The sequence below is a fragment of the Novosphingobium sp. SG751A genome, from assembly GCF_013149295.1.
Lineage (GTDB): Bacteria > Pseudomonadota > Alphaproteobacteria > Sphingomonadales > Sphingomonadaceae > Novosphingobium.
On the sequence record NZ_JABGCB010000042.1, the window covers coordinates 1 to 16,288 of the forward strand.

A 16,288-nucleotide genomic window follows, 5' to 3' on the forward strand; every position below is an offset into this window, starting at 1 on the left:
ATAATGCTGCATCCAGAGGCCGGACAGACGAGAGCACCTGACTACGTGCCAGATCTCATTTAACGCTTGCTTCTTTTGGGGCGTCCACAGACGACCTTCCCGGCACAGTATCGGAACGACGTAACCTGGTCGCTCGCTGCCGGAAGATTCGCTGTGTTTCGTTACAAAACTGCCGGTCGCGACGGCAGCAGGTAGCGTCTGACTACTCCGAAACCGAACTTCGTATGGCCAGAACTGCGATGTGTTTGCGCATCTTTTCGATTACCTGATGCCAGCCCCAATGAACCAGCGGACAGTTCTGGAAGATTCCAGTGTCATGATCGATCCGTAGTATTTGACTTAACTGCAGGCGACGCCGCCGTATTTGAACCTGGCAACTATGATCGCCTCCTTGATAAGTTGGTTCAAAGTCACGCCCAATCCTGCCGGATGAGTTCTGCAGCACGCCAGGCCAGTCCCATGGCAGGGCCATTGGTGTTGCCTGAGGGCGGCGACGGCATGACTGAGCAATCGACTATGCGCAGCCCGTTGATGCCGTGGACACGCAACCGCGAGTCCACCACCGAATCCTCAGCGCTGTAGCCCATGCGGCATGTGCCTGTCGCATGAACACCAGGGCTGACCAGCCAATCCAGTGCCTGAGCGATTTCATCATCGGTTTGATATTGCTCGCCCGGCGAGACTTCGCCCACAGTATAGTCGGCCAGTGCGGGTTGGGCGGCAAAGCGGCGGCACAGACGCACCATCTCGATCAGGTCGCGCTTGTCATCGGGGTGGCCCCACCAATTGGCGTCCACCATCACTGGGACCGCAATGTCATTCGACTGGATGGCTACACTGCCGCGCGACTTGGGCCGAAGGTAATAGCCGTTGAGCGTATACCCCGGCTGCTGCTCCAGCGCACCGCGGCCGGGGTCTGCCTTGATTTCTTCACTCGATCGCATCGAGAAGGGGCCAAAGCCGATCTGCACTTCGGGCCAATGTTTGGGCGCGTTCATCGCGATCAGCGCGGTCAATTCGGGCGACGTGTAGGCCATCATGCCGGTGCGGGTGAGGTAATATTGCAGAACATGCTTTATGGCCCGCCAGCCCGAGAACTCGGTGTTGAAGCCACGATAGTTCTTCATGCGGAAGGACAACGACAGCATGATATGGTCGGCCAGATTACGGCCAACCGCCGGCAATTCCTTCACAACAGGCACGCCCGCAGCCTCCAGAACATCGCGCGGGCCGATGCCTGAGATCTGCAACAGCTTTGAGCTTTGCAGCGTTCCGGCGCTAAGGATCACCTCGCGGCGGGCCAGTGCCTCGATCGTCTGGCCCTGATGCCGATAGCGCAAGCCGGTAGCTTTATCACCCTTGATTATCACCTTCTCGACCAAAGCCTCGGTCTTGACCGTCAGATTGGCGCGCCTCATCGCGGGCTTCAGGAAAGCGCGGTAAGACGAGGCGCGGCGCCCGCGCCGGTCCACTGTCGCCTGCGTATATCCTATGCCCTGCGTGTCAGGCGTGTTGATGTCGGCCAAAACCGGCAAACCAAACTGCTCGCCCGCCTTCTTCACCGCGTCGAGGAATTTCGAGCGATAGGGCAGTTCGGTGATCTGCAGCGGCCCGTCGCACCCGCGCGAAGGATGGGCGTGGGGATAGCGATAGCTCTCCATCTCGCCAAAGCAGCGCGACATATCCTTCCAAGACCATTCGTTCAGGCCTTGCTGCGCCCAGTTGTCATAGTCGGCAGCAAGCCCGCGCAGATACCAGGTGCCGTTGGTCGAGCTTGATCCGCCAAGCCCGCGCCCATAGAACCATGTCTCACCCGCCGGGCGGCCTAGCTGCTCCTTGACGGGGAAATGCCAGAAATATTTCGGATTACCCCACATTTTCAGGAACGCGCGCGGCATCCGAACTATCTCGGCCTCATTGTCGCCGCCCGCCTCCAGTAAGAGCACAGACTGTCGCCCATCTGCGCTCAATCTTTCGGCCAGAACCGCGCCTGAAGAACCGGCGCCAACGATGATGTAGTCATATTCTGCCATGACGGTGCTCAAATCCATGCTTTGATTAATGTGTATTGTTCCGGCGTTCGCGCAGCGCGAATGCGCCCAGCGCGGTGATCAGCCCCGCCATGCCCACTGCGCCGATCGCGGGATACAAACCGCCCAGCAGCGCAGACAGACCAGTGATCATCGGAGGGCAAAGAAAAGTCCCGGTGAAGAAGGAGGTGACCCAGATGCCCATGATGCGTCCACGCTGGGTCATTGGCAGCAGCGCTTGCCCCCAGGCCATCAGAACCGGAATCACGAAACCCGCGCCAAACTGCTGGATCACTGCGCCGACCATCACACCCTTCAATGTGCTGGAGAAGCTGAGCACCAGCATGCCCGCGCCCATAGCCAGACTGGCCAGCGCCAGCAGCCGCGTCACATGCCAGCTGTGGATACGGCGATAGACCATCGCTCCGCAAAGATAGCCTAGGTTTGAGGCTGCCTGGAGAAGGCCAATGGTGGTGAATGAGGTAATGCCCGCCTGTCCGAGCACAGCGGCAAAGTTCAGTGGCATCACATAATAGAGCAGCGAACTCAGCAGCGTGACCGCCGCGATCAGGCTGGCAATGCGCCACGGATATGGCGTGATTGCGATGTCGTCGCCTCTGATCTGCGACTTTTCATAAACCGGCGGTTCGTCGATGTAGAGCCAAGCCATGATGACAGCAGGCACCACAAAAAGATAAATGGTAAAGGGTCCGCGCCAGCTTATGTCAGCCAGCGCTCCGCCCGCCGCCAGCAGGACCATGCCAGCGATGGTGATGGCGATGCCAACTATAGAAACCCACTTGTGTCGCTTTTCAACAAAATAGTCGCCGATCAGCGCGCTCGACACGGTGATAACGCAGGCTTCGGCCACCCCCAATATCGCGCGGCTCGCGACGATCAACCCCAGCCTTTCGGTCAAAATCGGGACCAGCCCCATGATCAGATAGGCCGTAATGCCCCACACAAATATGCGGCGGCGTCCGAAGCGGTCCGCCAGAACGCCCGCGAATGGCGCCGTCAGAGCTACAAACAGCGATGGCACCGTGACGATCATCGGCACCAGCAGTCGCGCCATGGGGATATTCCCGAATTGCTGAAACAGCTTGGGAATGGCCGGGAAAAGCGAGACAATCGCCATGACCGGCAAAATCTGCGCGTAAACCAGCGTGATGCCTTTGGCCATGGGATGCCTTGGGCCGGAACTGGCGTCCCGTTCATGGGATAGGGTTACGGTCACGTCGTTAAATTCCCATGATCTTTTTGTTGAGCTCACGGTCTGCATTGCAAAACGGGTGAACGGCCGAAGCCCGCCCACCCGCCTAGCCATCAGTGCTTGTAGGTGAAGCGCAAGCCGATCGTGCGCACGGAATCGTTATTGAAGCGCTGTACCGTCGACATCACCCCGTTGGTCGTGTCGCCCGGATACTGGCCGATCGAGAAGGGCTGGATGACGTTGAAGCAATTCTTACAGAACAGTGCCGCCGTCCAGTTATCGCTCTGCAAGCCGATACGTGCATCGATGCGGGTCACTTCAGGCAGGCGTTCGCTCGGCGAAAAGCCGGACAGATAAGAAGATCGGTGGTAAAGACCCAGACCCAACATCCCCTTGAGGTTATTCCTGAGGGTCGGGGTGTAATCCATCGACATGGACGAGCTGAACTTCGCCGACAGCAGGATGGGGAGGCCCGCCGCATTAAAGTAACCATTGGTGCAGGTGGGGCTGACCTGACCGACATAACACTGCACACCGGCATAGGAGCCATACGTGGCATCCAGAATGCTGGCATTGCCCGAGAACGACAGATCGCGGGCTGGGCGGTACGTCAGGCTGAGGTCCACACCCTTGCTCGTTGCCGTTGCGGCGTTCTGCAGCGAGAAGGTTTGCAAGGTGTTGTTCCACGACTGCACCTGCAGGTTCTGGAACTTCGTATAGAAGGCCGAAACGCTGTAGGTGACCGAGCGGCCGAGGAGCGAACCCTTCAGGCCGATTTCACCGCCGTTCGAGATTTCCGGTGCAACGCGCACATCAACGCCGACGCCTGCGGAGCTGTTCGAGAAACCTGGCCCTTTGTAGCCGCGGCCGTAGAAACCATAGATCAGCGTGGTCGGGGTGGCCTGCCAGTCAAGCCCGATCTTATAGCTGAAGTTCGAGGCCGTGGCCTTGGTGTTCACCGTGTTTTTAGGCACGCCCAGCGTAACGAAGTAGCTGTCAGCATCCATGTTTTCACGCAAGGCCAGTGTGGCTTCGTCACGCGTAAAACGTCCACCGGCGGTCGCCTTCACCGTCTCCAGAATCTTGTAGGAGAGCTGGCCGAAAACCGCATAGCTATCCGTTGTCTGGTTCAGGCGAGAATCCTGACCGAGGAAATTCGTGCGCGTGGTCGAGCAGGCCGGAGGCGGACCCGCCGTGACCGTGGCGCCGATGCAGAAGGGGAAGCCCACTGCGACAAATGGAGGCACCAGATTGAGGCCGCCCCGGTTCACCGCATTATAGGTCGTGGCATGGAAGTAATACAGACCGCCCTGGCCCGAGAGGCGCGAGTCCGCCGGCAGCGTGGCGCGCAGTTCCTGCGAGAACTGCTCGTAATTTGTGGCGTTGGCGTTGAGGTTGAACGCGTTCAGCGCGATCGTGTCACCGTCGATCTGGAACTTGGTGTTCAGTTTGCGCCACGCCGTTATGCTGCTCAACTGGATGCCGTTTTGCAGCTTGTAAGCCAGATTGGCCGAAGCGCCGCCCATGTCCACATCGCGGTAAGTCGGGGCATCGCTTGCAGCCTGCAGGTTGGTCGGCGACGGCACAATACCATACGAAGCTTTGAAATTGGTCAGCGCTGCTTGGGTCGGACTGCCGGCTCCCAGCGAGCGCAGTGTCACATCGGTGAAGCCGGCTGCACCGCGCGAGGTGATATAGTCTCCGATCAGGTAGATGCTGAGAGCATCCGAAGGCTCGCTCAGGAACTTGATGCGACCGCCGCCCTGCGCCAGATTGATATCGTTGCGGCCGGCGGATGTCTGCGCCACCTGACGCACGATACTGTCCTGCGTGTTGTAAACGCCACTGATGCGGATCGCGCTGGTTTGGCCAAGCGGGATGTTCAGGTTGCTTTTCAACAGCAGGCCATAGCCATCGCCGCCGGGACGATACCGGTTGACGCCTTCGGCTTCGGCATCGGCGTGGAACTCGCCCAGGATCGGCCGCGCGGTGGTGATGTTGACGAGACCGGCGGAAGCATTCTTGCCGAACAGCAGACCTTGCGGGCCATTGAGCACCTCAACCCGCTGCACATCATAGAACGGCGCGGCGGCGAAGGTGGCATTGCCCAGCACCACATCATCAACCACCTGCGACACGGTCGGCTCAATAGTGGGCGAGAATGTGGTCGTGCCGACGCCGCGGATCGAGTAGGTGTCGTCATTGGCGGTCTGCAGACTGGGAGCAAGACTGGTCAGCGAGGCGAGGTTGTTGACGCCGGCGTTCGACAGCGCCGTGCCGCTGACCACAGTAACCGCCAGCGGAACTTTCAGGACATTCTCCGAACGGCGCTGGGCTGTCACGACGATTTCACCCATCGCTTCCGGGTTGAGTGATGTGGCCGCAGCATTTTGGGCATAGGCGATCGATCCCGACAACATTGTCGTTGAAATCAAAAATGCAGTTGCGACAAAACGACGCATGGCTTTCTCCTCTCCGATTGAATTAGGCCTTCGTGGGCCTGCTCTTATTTTGGTTTCCCACCCCGGCCGCGTTTGGGCAGGAGGAGGAAAACCAAGGTCTAAAAATACAAATGAATTCTAATTCTATTATGTGGGCATGCTGATGCCAGGGGTTATGCCGTGCCGCCTCGCATCAACGAGGCGCCAATATCAGGCCAACTTCTGCTGGCTCAGCGCAAGCGATTGATCCATCGGCATGGTCGGGAAATATTCGAGGCCAATCGCCCCGGTGTAGCCCAGACCGCGCAGCGTCTGCGTGACCTTGCCCCAGTCGAGGTCGCCCGTACCCGGTTCGTTGCGGGCGGGCATGTCTGCCACCTGCACATGGCGCACCAGATGGATACGATCCGCCAGCACCTCGGCGATATCCTCGCCCATCACTGCACTGTGCCAGACATCGTAGAGCAGGCGCAGGTTAGGGCTGTCGACGGCTTCGATCAGATCAAGGCCCAGCTTGGTGCTGACCAGATACATGGTGGCGAAAAGCTGCGTGTTGAGCGGTTCGAGCAGCAAGGTCACGCCCGCTTCCTCGGCTGCATCGGCCGCCGCGCGCAGGGCGGTGACGGCATTGGCGAAATGCTCTTCCTCGCTCAAGCCATCCACCCGAAAACCCGAGGCGACGATCAGGTCAGGCTTGCCCAGCCTGGCGGTGGCCGCGATGGTCTCGCGCACGGCGGTGATCATTTCTTCACGCTGAGCCGGATCAACAATCGAGCGGCGCGGATCAACGCAAATGCCGGTCAGGCGCATGCCGGTTTCGCTCAAAGCTTTGGCAATGGCGTCCACCGGCTTGTCGCGCCACAGATGGAATTCGGCTAATTCAAATCCAGCCGCCTTGGCTGCACGCAGGCGAGCATCCAGTTCGCCCGCATCAGCAAACTGCCATTCGATGCAGGAGGAAAGTTGATAGGCCGCTGTCATGGTTCTCTCCATTAATTCCCAAAAGGCCGGGGGACTGTCATCCTGCACCCGGCAGAGTGTCACCGCCTTGGCGGCGACTCACCCGATCAATGGCTCAGGCCAACTCTGCTTGCTTGAGCCGGTTTTTGACGAACCAGCCATTGAGCATCGCGCTGGTGGCAGGAACCGGGCTCTGGTCGCTTTCAACCACGACCCAGCCAGCATAGCCCTGCGCGACCAGTGCGGCATGGCAGGCGGCGATATCGACGATACCGTCCTCGTTCTCCAGTTCGGTGTACCAGCGGGCAATCTTGCGCGCGCCGCCACCGGCCAGCATGAACTTGTCAGGAAAGGGCAGCTTGTATTCGTTGAGGGTGTCGCGCTCGAGCGCATTCTTGAGCTGGACATGGACCAACCGCCCGGCAAAGCGGCCAATCATCGCCACAGGATCAAGCCCCATGATCGCCGCGTCCGCCGTGTCGAGCGAGAGCCCAACCGTGGCCGGATCGCACAAGTCCAGCAGCAGCGCTATGTCATCTTCGGTGCGGGCCATGGTTACGCAGTCGATATTAAGCGCGAGCTTGATGCCGCTGGGCGCAAGCATCGCCCCCACTGCGTTCCAGCAATCAGCAGCCACTTGCATGGTGGCGGCGTCCACTGAGGTTTTTTCGCTCCAGTTGGGCAGCGCACGCAACACCAGCGTATCGCCGCCCAACGCGGGCAACAGCTCGCCATACTGGCGCAGAGTGTTCAAAATCCGGCTATGATCGGCCGGGTTCAGTATCGAAAGGCCAAAGGCGCCTTCCTCGAAGATCGGTTCGGCAGGATTGAAAATGAAGCTGGACGCAGCCTTGATGCCGCAGGCCGCCATTTCTGCGCGCAGCCCTTCGAGCGAGCCGTAGAACTTCTCGATCCAGTCCTTGCGCCCCAAAGGCTCCCACCGGCCAGAGCCGCAGGGGATTTCCAACGCGTCAAAGCCGCTGATCGCCAGCGTCTTGAACGCGTTGGCATGGGCCTCGCGCAGCACGAAGCGGTCGTGGCCATTGTTCCACTGGTTGAGTGCATAGCTCCAGCGCAGGGTCATGCTGCGGCCTTTCCGTAATAGATCGGTTCCAGCACATTTTGCGCATACCACATGGCCAGCGCGGTACTTTCGGGATAGTTGCCGCCGCCAATGTCGGCCTTGTCATGTTCGACGCCGATCCAGCCTTCGTAGTTGTTCTCTTGCAGCGCCTGCATCAGCGCGGGGAAATCAACCAGACCGCCCGGCGTGCCCATTTCCCAGAACCAGCGCGGTGTGGTGCTGGCGCAAAGCTCGGGGTCGGGCTGGCTGCGATAGTCTTCCACAGTGTCGATGTGGCGGGTGTCCTTGAAGTGGAAACCGTTCACGCGGTGGGCATATTGGCGATAGAGGGCCACCGGATCGACACCAGCAATCACATGTTGGGCCGTGTCGATATAGAGGTTCACATAGGCCGGATCGGTCAGCGCATAGAACTGGTCAATCTCCTCCTGCGAACGGATGCCGCACCAGAATTCGTGATGGCAGCCCAGCTTCATCCCGTGCTTTTCCAGAGACATGCGGCCGACCGCGTTCCACAGGTCGGCCAGCACTTTGATGCGATCTGCGTTCACCGGCTGCGTGTCGGAATAGCAATGAGCGGGCATGACGATCAGGTTTTCCACGCCCAGCCCTCCGGCAAGGCCGGCGAAGTGATCGAGCATGCCGATCACGCGGCCCGCGTGTTCAGGATTGTGAATGGTCATGCCGGGGCTGGCCTGAGGCTGGCACCAGAAGAGATCGACGATCTTCTCGATCCCGCGCTCCTCAAGGAAAGCCTTATAGGTTGGCAGCCCGCCAAACATCGCCGAAACCGCGCCCAGGTTCCACGCGAACATCCCCACACCCCTGAGGCCAACCGCCGCGATCTGCTTGATAAAGCGGTCCATTTCGACGCGCGACGCAAACTGGTTGACCGGCCCCTTGGGCGAATCGGTCCGCCAGTGGTCGGCATATTGCCATTTGATTTTGCTCACATTCCTCTCCGCTTCGGCGTTGCAATGGCCTTGCCTCGCTCGAATCACTTTATAGAACTAGATTCTAGTTATACAATGGGGAATGCGTTGACGGCCGCAGGCGTGATGTGATTGTGTTGGCCACGCGCAGGTGATGTGGGCAGCCATCCATTCGCCCAAGTGCAGAAAGAGCATGGCATGGACAGATGCCCAGCGTTGCCCCAAATGGGATGGGGTGATCTGCACAGTCTTGAAAGTGCGGCATCAAGGTGAGTGAGAATGGCAAGGGTAATCAAATCAGAAGAGAGCGGTGCGAAGGCTGATGGTGGCGTGCAAAAATCGCGCAAACCATCCCAGCCGCGAAGCCGAGCCTCACTTGATAGGATGCTGGCCATGGCACGCAAACTGATGGTGGAAAGGCAGAGCGAGGATTTTACCCTGCAGGAAGTCAGCTTTCTGGGGAAAGTCTCCATCGGTTCGATCTATTTCCGCTTTCAGAACAAGGATGATCTGGTCCGTGCGGTGATTGGGCAAGATCTGGCACAAATGGCTGCCGACGAGGGCGAGGCGATCGCCGCCGCGATCAGGGCAGCTAGCTGCGTTGAGGATTTCATTCTGGCTTACGTCCGGGCTCAGGCGGAGATCGTGAAAGGGCACGCTCTGATGCTGCGCCTTGCCATGCGCAAGGCTGCGGCTGATCGGGCTATGTCAGACGCCGGTGAGCAACAGGAAATGGCGGCAGCCAAGCGCTTTTCTACCGCACTTGCACATTACCGCGATCAGGCCCCGCCCAATGTCGAGATGCGCGCGCAGGTCGTATTCCACGTGTTGTTCGCAACTTTTGCTCGGCATATCAGCCAGGATTCTCAATCTTCCTCGCTGAAAAGGATAGAATGGGAATCCTTGATTGATGAAATCAGCAAGATGATCATGAAATATATTCTATCATGATTGACTAAAGAGGTGGATTATGACGCAATTCTACTGCCGGAATGTACAAGCATATGACAACGGCAGGTTTCAGTAGAGGCTGACGTTCGCTCTTATGCAGACGAATGGCTTCAGTTGGTCGACCGCTTCCAGTTCGCCGTGATGGAAATTACCGCCGCAATTCCAGACGTTCAGCGGCTTGGGCTTGGCCCCGCTCCGATTTCATGCGTTGATCCAGAGCCTTGCGTGAGCGTTCGACATAGGCGCGGCAGGCCCCCGGCTGGTGGCTGTATCGGCCTTTGCCCGCATTGTCGGGATGGGCGGAAATCAGGATGTCGCAGGGCGTCGCGCTCATTGTGGCATAGCTGCTGCGGAAACCGGCGATGATCGGGCGGGCGCGCGGCGCGGTATAGCGATAGTCGTCGGTCGAAACCGGGTTCAGACTGGAGGCGAACACGATTGTCCGGCACGCACGCCCTTCGCACGATTGCCAGCGCCAACTCATGCTGCCCATCGTGTGGCCCGGTGTCGCCAGCGCTGTGACTGTTGTGTTGCCCAACCGCAGCGTCTGGCCGCCACGGATCACCTGCACTTTTGCAACCGCCGGCCAGGAGGAATTATAGCCCCGCTGCGGATCGTCGGCCGCCATGCGACCGGCCATCAGCCCCTGCGCGCCGCGCGGGCTAGCAAGCACGGTCGCGCCCGTGTCGCGCGCCAGCGCGGCGATGCCGCCCGCATGGTCGAAATGGGGTTCGGTGCTCAGAATATATTTGATGTCGCGCGGGCGAAAGCCAAGCCGCCTGACATTGTTGAGGATGGCAGGTGCAGCCTGCGGCAAGGCGCCGTCAATCAGGATCAGTCCCGCCCCGGTATCGATCAGGGCAACGCTCAGGCCGCCAAAGCCCACAAGATAACTATTGCCAAAGATCTTTTCCGGCGGCGCCGGGGCCAGCCATTCGGCGGTATGGGAACCGATGATCGGCTTTGTCAGCGGGTCCTGGGCCGCTTGCGCCGATGCGCTGAGCGGGGCCAACAAAGCTGCCAATGTGCCCGCTGCCATCCATTGTGTTCTCGACATCTGCACGTCTCCTTCGCAACGAAAGCTGCGGCAGGGGAGGCGGCGAAACAAAGCATCATTTCTCGACAGAGCCATAAGTTTGCTTCATGGCTTGGCCATGCACCGCGCCCAGCTTCCCCTCAACGCCCTTCGCGCTTTCGAGGCGGCGGCGCGCCATCTCAACTTCACCCGCGCGGCCATCGAACTGTGCGTCAGCCAGGGGGCCGTCAGCCATCAGGTTGCTCAACTGGAGCGGCGACTGGGCACGCGTCTGTTCCATCGCCTGCCGCGTGGCTTGGCGCTGACCGATGATGGACAGGCGCTGGTGCCGGTACTGGCCGACATGTTCGACCGGGTGGGCGCGGTTCTGGACCAATATGCGGACGGACGGTTTCGCGCCGTGCTCAACATCGGCGTTGTCGGCACATTCGCAACCGGCTGGCTGCTCCACAGGCTGGACGGCTTCGCGCGCGCCTGTCCTCACATTGATCTGCGCGTTTCCACCAACAACAATCGCGTCGACATCGCGGCCGAAGCGCTCGATTTCGCGATCCGCTTCGGAGACGGCGCATGGCATGGCACCTTTGCCGAACCCTTGTTCGAGGCCGACCTGACCCCGCTGTGTGCGCCATCCATCGCCGCCCGCCTGAGCAGTCCGCGCGACCTGATGCAGGAGGCCCTGCTGCGCTCGTACAGGCCCGATGAATGGCGCCGGTGGTTCGAGGCGGCGGGCTGTCCGCAACCCGTTTTGCGCGGCCCGGTGTTCGACAGTTCCGCCTTGATGGTTGCGGCGGCGACCAATGGCTTGGGCGTGGCGCTGGCACCCGCCGCCATGTTCACCCGCGAATTGATCGTCGAACGTCTGGTTCAGCCCTTCGACATTGTGGTCGATGCCGGACGCTACTGGCTGACGCGGCTCCTGTCGCGCAAGGAAAGCGACGCCATGCGGTCCTTTCGCCAATGGCTGCTTCGCGAGGCTGCCGCAGAAGCTCGATTATGCCCTGGATAATGAGCGCCAGCAAAGATGGGTTCTGCCGGGCGGATCGATTCTTGTTCGCCGCGATAGCCGTCATTCGACGGTTCGATTGAGTTATCTGAATCCTGCCGTTTGTTCACTCGGTCTGATATGGCTGGCCGCGCCCGACGATGATGAGCACTACGTCTACGCTATAGCCCTCTAATGCCGCACGAAATGTGCTGAGGGACCCGTCGTCTCAATTTGTCAGGACCGAGTGGCGGGCCAAGGACACGCAGGTTGAACTCAAGCGGTTGGATTTGACGATCGCGCTTCCTTGAGAAGCCAATTTGCGAAAACCTGTATTGGACCATCACTTAGCCGGATCGGCTCCGGCAGGATGAGGCAGAAGGTCTTGGAAATCGACTCCCCATCAGGCCAGGGCGCGACCAGGCGACCTTCCTCCAGTTCGCTTTCGATATAGAGGCGCGGCACGAGCGCAACGCCGAGACCGGCTAACGCGGCTTCGATCTGCATGGCGTGAAGATCATAGCGGGGACCGATCGCAGGATGGGTCAGCACGACCCCGGCCTCTTGCGCATAGCGCTGCCAGGCGTCCGGGTTCTGGCGGCGATGGAGCCGCGGCAGCGCATCGAGGGCTGTGGTAGGGTCTCGGCCCCTGATCAGCGCCGGATGGCAGACCGGAACCAGCACCTCATGCAGCAAGCGGTGCGTCCGCATTCCCGTCCAGGCAGGATGCTCAAAATGGATCGCGGCGTCGAACCCGCTGCCGGTGAGAACGAATGGCTCCATCCGTTCCGCAAGGTGCAGGGTAATATTCTGATGCCTCTCCTGGAACGGCTTCAGACGCGGGATGAGCCAACGCGTGGCGAACGTCGGCAGGATTGCGATGTCGAGGCTCGCGCCATCGCTTGGCTGCCCCATCAGATATTGGCTATCTCGTTCCAGCCGGTCGAGTGTTTCGCGAACCTGAGCCGCATAACGCTCTCCATTCGGCAAAAGCCGGACGCGATTGCCGACCCTCTCGAACAGCGTGACGCCGAGGAATGCTTCCAACCGACCGATCTGCCGACTGATCGCCCCTTCGGTCAGGGCCAGTTCGTCGGCCGCGCGAGCGAAGCTTCCATGACGCGCCGACGCCTCGAACGCCATGAGTGCGGAATTGCTGGGAATCTTGCGGCGCATGGCGGTTCCTGACGTGATAGTTCGGCCTTCGATCTGCCATCACCTTGATATTTGATCACTCAAGCATGATCCTTTGTCGATATATAGGCATGGATTGGCTGTCTATCATGAGAAAATATCAATAATGGACAAGGCCGGAAGTTCCACTCTTCCGGTCGAAGGTGGTGAGATGATCTATACGGTAGAATGCAGCTTTGCCGATCCGGGCAGCGAAGCGGAATGGAACGACTTTTACAGCCTGGACAAACTTCCAGCCCTTATTTCCGTGAGCGGTTTCCACACCTCGCAGCGTTTCAAGGCGCTGAGCCGTGGCTGCCCCGTCTATCTCGCCCTACACTCGATCGACGGCCTCGACATTCTGACGGGCGAGGAATACCGCAAGAAGGGCGGCGGTAATTTCGCCCGTTGGCAACAGCACATTACAGACTGGCACCGTAACCTCTATGACGGCATCGACCGCGCGCCGGGCATTGTTGAGGGCGAGTATCTGGCGTTGAGCGCCACAGGCCCCGAATCTCTGATCCGGCTGGGCCTCACCCCTTATGCGATGCAGGCGGTCGCTATGGAGAAGGTCCCGGAACACCGCTGGCTCGCCAAGGCGGCGAGCGGCAGCGTGTCTGACATCGAGCATCTGCCGGAAGGCGTCCATGTCTATGTGTCGATGACGGCGCAGTTGACGAGCGACGGTGACGCTGATGCCGGGAAAGCACGGTAGATCCCGATGCCGAATGTCACGATCTATATTCCCGCAGACAGGATGCCCTCGGACCAAGCACTCGCAGACCTCACGGAGCAATGCACAGACCTTTGCACCGGCATTCTCCGTGCCGCATTGGCGAACGTGCATATCGTCTATGTCGCTGTCCGGCATGGCCGGGGACACCCCGCTTTCGCAGAAATCCAATATCGCCTTGAGCAATTTCGAACGCCCCCGGTCATGGAGCTGTTCATGGAGGGGCTGGACAACGCCATAACGCGCAACGCTGGCCTCACCGCGCGCATCCGCTGCTTTGGCTATGAAGCGTCGAGCATTCACGCGCGAAATTGAGCGGATGCCAGGAGAAAACCAATGTCTAGTTTCGCATTACCCAGCCAACAGATCGGTGACTTAACAATCACCGCAGTCAGCGATGGCTATCTCCATGCCAGTTTCGACATCCTCGCGAATATCGACCCGGCCGATGCCGCCCGTATGCAGGAAAATGCGGGGATAACGGATCATACCTCGATCCATATCAACTGCTATCTGGTGCGCAGCGGCGGTCGCACGATCCTGATCGACGCAGGAGCGGGTGGTTTCAAGCAGTGGGGCGGTCGATTAAAAGCCAATCTTCTGCATGCGGGCATCCAGCCTTCCGAGATCGACGCGATCCTGTTGACGCATGCCCATCCCGATCATGTCGGGGGGCTGATGGACGCTTCAGGTGAAGCCGTCTTCCCGAACGCCGAGCTTGTCGCCCACCATCGGGAAGTCGCGTTCTGGCAGGATGACGGCAATCTAAGCCGCGCGCCAGATCGCGCGCGTGGCAACTTCCTCGTGGCGCGTCAGGCGTTCGATGGTTATCGCGACCGACTGCGCACATTTGAGGGCAGCGAGGTGCTGCCCGGCGTCACGGCGATGCCGCTTCCGGGGCACACAGCCGGACACACCGGCTATCGGTTCGATTTAGGTGACAAGAGCCTGCTGGTCTGGGGCGACATCGTTCATTTCCCGCAAATTCAGGTTCCGCGCCCGGAGGTGTCGATCGCGTTCGATCAGGATGCGCATCTCGCCGCCGATACGCGGTCGAGGCTTCTGGACTGCGTGGCCGCCGAGCAACTGCTGATCGCGGGCATGCACCTCAGCGAACCCGGCTTCGCGCGGATCAAACGGACGGGCGGTAGCTATGACATCGCATATGCGGAATGAGAAACACGCTAAGGTGCGCTCGCCTCGCGACTATGAGCGTTCCTTGTCCGTCCGAATACAACCCCGACGGGACCAGACCCACTTGTCGGGTCGAAGGCAGCTTGTCTGCATAACTCTCGGGTGCTGCGCGCGCGCAGCACCTCTCATTTTACCTGACCCAGACGACCATTTCGTTTTGGAGGCGCCAAGAACTGACCGCGTCCGCTTTCAGGAAAAGTCCAGACTTGTATGAGTGGCCGAATAGGGGCGCGAAGCTAGGATGCTGGTTCGCCCTCAGAAACGTCCGCTATGCCAGCCTACGTTCCTAAAAGGAGGCGTTCGGGAGTGTCCCCCCTCAACGTCATTCCCAAGGATTGAGCAGCGCCACGCCTGTTCGTTCAAAGTCTGCGACATTGCGCGTCACGACGGTAAGCCCATGCTCCAGCGCAGTTGCGGCGATCCAGGCATCACGCTCACTGGCAGGATTTGGTACATGCAGCGCCGCACACCGCCGGGCCACATCTACGCCGGGGTCGAGCACCCTGTCCGCAAACCCCGGCAGAACTGTGGTTTCGAGCCAACGCCGCAGTGCCTGACCCTGTGCGGCATCCTGTCGCTCCTTCAGCCGAACGCCCAGTTCCAGTTCAAAAATCGTGAATACAGAAAGGAAGGTCTGTGCCGGTGAGGTCGCCCGAAGCCATCGGACCACATTCTCGTCTGCCTTGCCCGAATGCAGTTTTCGGCTTTCAGAAATCACATTGGTGTCGAGCAGGAACATCAGTCGAATTCAGCCGGTCTAAAGCCCGGCATGGCTTTGGGGAATGCCATCGGGAAGTCGAGACCTTCGGCCGGCATCAGCATATCGGCAAGCGACCGGCTTTGACCGGCAAGGCGCTCATATTCCTCGATGCTGAGCACAACGAGCGCAGGCTTACTACGCTCGGTCACAAAGACTGGGCCTTGTTTTGCCGCACGCTTGGCGCGCGCGGGATCACGATTGAAATCGCGGGAAGAAAGAAAGGACACGGTCACGGCATAGCCTCACTTGTCGTTACAATGCGACATAGCAGGAAAATGGTATGCTGTCATCTGATCTCTTCGCAGCCCGATGGTTGCCCGGCTGTGGACTGGCGTCGAGAGTAACTCCGAAAAATGCCAGAAGATTGCGAATTGTATGCGCCGATCAGCTTCCAAATCTCATGCTGATCCGCAGGCTGACCGAATTGTCCGCCCTTACTGCCCATCTGTCCCCCGTCAGCACCCATGGCACAGATTTGATGTTGTGATTTAAGGAGGATTGGGGCTTCGTCGTAATGACGAAGGAATGCAGATGAAGCCCCAATCCTCCTTGAAAAAATCGCCGGCGAAGGCACCTGCTGAGCGGGTGGTGAAGGACATCCGCCGTGCAACCCGTCGGCATTTCTCGGCTGAGGACAAGATCCGTATCGTGCTGGATGGCCTGCGCGGCGACGATAGCATTGCCGAACTTTGCCGCAAGTGTCCGTCATCAGAACATTTGGCACAAATTGCGTCGTAGATTAGCGGGGTGCGGGCCTCGTCTGGGGGTTGGTTTTAGGCGGCTAGCTTGCGGT

15 protein-coding genes and 1 pseudogene are annotated in these 16,288 nt (G+C 59.6%); 6 read left to right on the forward strand and 10 right to left on the reverse strand.

Features of this window, described 5'->3' with window-relative positions; translation table 11 throughout:
* Window positions 1-410: 410 nt before the first annotated feature.
* The 6 genes from FHW96_RS25220 to FHW96_RS25245 all read right to left on the reverse strand — a co-directional run bounded on the left by FHW96_RS25220 (window position 411) and on the right by FHW96_RS25245 (window position 8,681).
* A complete protein-coding gene (locus FHW96_RS25220; RefSeq protein WP_216651077.1) occupies window positions 411-2,051 on the reverse strand; it encodes a GMC family oxidoreductase in 1,641 nt (546 codons plus the stop codon).
* Window positions 2,052-2,058: 7 nt separating this feature from the next.
* Window positions 2,059-3,345, reverse strand: coding sequence for an MFS transporter (locus tag FHW96_RS25225; RefSeq protein ID WP_172343322.1), 1,287 nt, complete (start codon window positions 3,343-3,345; stop codon window positions 2,059-2,061).
* Window positions 3,346-3,356: 11 nt separating this feature from the next.
* On the reverse strand, window positions 3,357-5,705 hold the full coding sequence (locus tag FHW96_RS25230) for a TonB-dependent receptor (protein ID WP_172343323.1): 2,349 nt from the start codon (window positions 5,703-5,705) through the stop codon (window positions 3,357-3,359).
* Window positions 5,706-5,894: 189 nt separating this feature from the next.
* Entirely contained in the window at window positions 5,895-6,665 is a 771-nt protein-coding gene (locus tag FHW96_RS25235) for a sugar phosphate isomerase/epimerase family protein (protein WP_172343324.1), read from the reverse strand.
* A gap of 94 nt (window positions 6,666-6,759) precedes the next feature.
* Window positions 6,760-7,728 carry a sugar phosphate isomerase/epimerase gene (locus FHW96_RS25240; protein ID WP_172343325.1) on the reverse strand — a complete coding sequence of 323 codons (969 nt, stop codon included), beginning with the start codon at window positions 7,726-7,728 and terminating at the stop codon, window positions 6,760-6,762.
* Complete coding sequence (locus FHW96_RS25245) at window positions 7,725-8,681, reverse strand: TIM barrel protein (protein WP_216651078.1); 957 nt, start codon at window positions 8,679-8,681, stop codon at window positions 7,725-7,727. Before FHW96_RS25245 ends, FHW96_RS25240 begins: the two co-directional genes overlap by 4 nt.
* A 258-nt stretch (window positions 8,682-8,939) precedes the next feature.
* On the opposite strand from FHW96_RS25245, the gene FHW96_RS25250 reads away from it, so the two are divergent.
* A complete protein-coding gene (locus FHW96_RS25250; RefSeq protein ID WP_172343326.1) occupies window positions 8,940-9,611 on the forward strand; it encodes a TetR/AcrR family transcriptional regulator in 672 nt (223 codons plus the stop codon).
* Window positions 9,612-9,759: 148 nt separating this feature from the next.
* Here the strand turns inward: FHW96_RS25250 and bla are convergent, their stop codons facing one another.
* On the reverse strand, window positions 9,760-10,668 hold the full coding sequence (bla, locus tag FHW96_RS25255) for a subclass B3 metallo-beta-lactamase (protein WP_253951259.1): 909 nt from the start codon (window positions 10,666-10,668) through the stop codon (window positions 9,760-9,762).
* A gap of 97 nt (window positions 10,669-10,765) precedes the next feature.
* On the opposite strand from bla, the gene FHW96_RS25260 reads away from it, so the two are divergent.
* The gene (locus FHW96_RS25260; RefSeq protein ID WP_172343327.1) at window positions 10,766-11,656 is read left to right on the forward strand and encodes a LysR family transcriptional regulator; all 891 of its coding nucleotides are present in this window, start codon (window positions 10,766-10,768) and stop codon (window positions 11,654-11,656) included.
* Window positions 11,657-11,908: 252 nt separating this feature from the next.
* On the opposite strand, the gene FHW96_RS25265 is transcribed toward FHW96_RS25260, so the two are convergent.
* Entirely contained in the window at window positions 11,909-12,808 is a 900-nt protein-coding gene (locus FHW96_RS25265) for a LysR substrate-binding domain-containing protein (RefSeq protein ID WP_172343328.1), read from the reverse strand.
* Between the two features lie 124 nt (window positions 12,809-12,932).
* On the opposite strand from FHW96_RS25265, the gene FHW96_RS25270 reads away from it, so the two are divergent.
* From FHW96_RS25270 to FHW96_RS25280, 3 genes are read left to right on the forward strand one after another with little or no spacing between them, the layout of a single operon-like run.
* Complete coding sequence (locus FHW96_RS25270; RefSeq protein WP_216651079.1) at window positions 12,933-13,523, forward strand: hypothetical protein; 591 nt, start codon at window positions 12,933-12,935, stop codon at window positions 13,521-13,523.
* A gap of 6 nt (window positions 13,524-13,529) precedes the next feature.
* On the forward strand, window positions 13,530-13,856 hold the full coding sequence (locus FHW96_RS25275) for a hypothetical protein (RefSeq protein ID WP_172343329.1): 327 nt from the start codon (window positions 13,530-13,532) through the stop codon (window positions 13,854-13,856).
* Between the two features lie 21 nt (window positions 13,857-13,877).
* The gene (locus FHW96_RS25280; protein ID WP_172343330.1) at window positions 13,878-14,717 is read left to right on the forward strand and encodes an MBL fold metallo-hydrolase; all 840 of its coding nucleotides are present in this window, start codon (window positions 13,878-13,880) and stop codon (window positions 14,715-14,717) included.
* Window positions 14,718-15,057: 340 nt separating this feature from the next.
* On the opposite strand, the gene FHW96_RS25285 is transcribed toward FHW96_RS25280, so the two are convergent.
* Entirely contained in the window at window positions 15,058-15,474 is a 417-nt protein-coding gene (locus FHW96_RS25285) for a type II toxin-antitoxin system VapC family toxin (protein ID WP_172343331.1), read from the reverse strand.
* A complete protein-coding gene (locus FHW96_RS25290; protein WP_172343332.1) occupies window positions 15,474-15,728 on the reverse strand; it encodes a type II toxin-antitoxin system prevent-host-death family antitoxin in 255 nt (84 codons plus the stop codon). The genes FHW96_RS25285 and FHW96_RS25290 overlap by 1 nt, the downstream gene beginning before the upstream one ends.
* 298 nt (window positions 15,729-16,026) lie before the next feature.
* On the opposite strand from FHW96_RS25290, the pseudogene FHW96_RS25295 reads away from it, so the two are divergent.
* Window positions 16,027-16,194, forward strand: a pseudogene (locus FHW96_RS25295) (IS3 family transposase); the annotation flags it as partial.
* Between the last annotated feature and the right edge of the window lie 94 nt (window positions 16,195-16,288).